At 39.5% G+C, this 1,375-nt stretch carries 2 protein-coding genes; both read left to right on the forward strand.

Annotation, left to right across the window (positions count from 1 at the left end):
- Window positions 1–245: P-II family nitrogen regulator (locus A3735_RS02810; protein ID WP_068637561.1), on the forward strand; the 245-nt coding region annotated here is incomplete at its 5' end.
- A gap of 74 nt (window positions 246–319) precedes the next feature.
- The gene (locus tag A3735_RS02815) at window positions 320–1,192 is read left to right on the forward strand and encodes an ABC transporter substrate-binding protein (RefSeq protein ID WP_068637563.1); all 873 of its coding nucleotides are present in this window, start codon (window positions 320–322) and stop codon (window positions 1,190–1,192) included.
- The last annotated feature ends 183 nt before the right edge of the window (window positions 1,193–1,375 follow it).

A 1,375-nucleotide genomic window follows, 5' to 3' on the forward strand; every position in this document is an offset into this window, starting at 1 on the left:
AAGTTAAAGGATTTGGTCGCCAGAAAGGTCATACAGAGTTGTATCGTGGCGCTGAGTACGTTGTAGACTTTCTACCAAAAGTTAAACTAGAAGTAGCGATCAGTGAAGATATGCTAGATAAAGTTATCGAAGCGATGACAAATGCAGCCAATACTGGAAAGATCGGCGACGGAAAGATATTTGTTTCATCACTTGAGCAAGTGATTCGAATCCGTACTGGCGAAACCGGTAGTGACGCTGTATAGATAAGCCTATAATGCGAGTAGTGAGCTACTCGCATTGTTTCAGCTTCAAAGCAGCTAACTAAAAGGAGGCACAAATGAAACATCCAACAAGATGGGTATTCATTCTAAGCTTTCTTCTTTCTTTACAAGCCTCTCTTAGCTATTCACAAGAAAAAACTTCGCTTACCTCTCCCGACAATAAATCTACTATCATTCTTGGCTATAAAGAAGGCAGCAAACCGCCCTATATCGGCAACAAAAATGATAATAGCGGTGCATACCGAGAACTTTTCTCTAAAGCAGCAGAGATGATAGGACTCTCACTTGAAATCGTAAGGTTACCTAAAAAACGTGTTTATCATCACCTTAAAGAAGGTGATATCGATTTCTATCCCTCGTCTGGTTTTTCAGAAAAAAGATCACAGTTTTTATATTGGCTGGACAATGGCTTTCTATCGAAACAAGNCTTAGTCTCAGACATTACAGACTTCGAAATAAAAGACTTTAAGAAGGCGAAAGGTACTTTGCTTGTCCCTTTAGGAGGTAGCTCCGCTGAATATGCCAAAGGTGCTCCTCAAGTAAGCATTCAGAAAATGGGCAAGTTGCCTATTGATAAAGCAATTCAGGCACTGAAACTAGGTAGAGGTAATTTCTACGTATATGATATAGATATCTTGGATTATTACTTAAAACGAAACCGCATTAAGCAGTTTAGTGACATTGGCCTTCGGCTTCACCCAAATGCAATTGAGAAGGAATACTCTTCGTTAAAAGCGGCCTTCTCTATTAATTCAAAACACTTTAAGCAACAACAAAATAGCAGATTTGATAAAAACAGCGCTTTAGGCTTTAACAATCAAAAAACCAGTCCCCATAAAGGCTCCGCTGCTTATCAATTCCAACAAGCATTAAAGCACTTACAAGAAAGCGGATATACTCAGACGGTTTATCAAAAATATTTTAAGTAATTAGAAAGAGGCTCACTATAAGCAAGCCCTCACTAGTAAAGAGGTCGGCTATGCTAAAGCTTTAGCATTTCTCAATAATTCTCTTGCCCGCTCTACAACCGGCAAATCAATCATCTTGCCTTTATATTCAACAGCTCCCTTGCCTGCAGCCAAGCCTGCTTCAAATGCTGCAAGCAAACCTTC

The organism is Oleiphilus sp. HI0061, assembly GCF_001635675.1.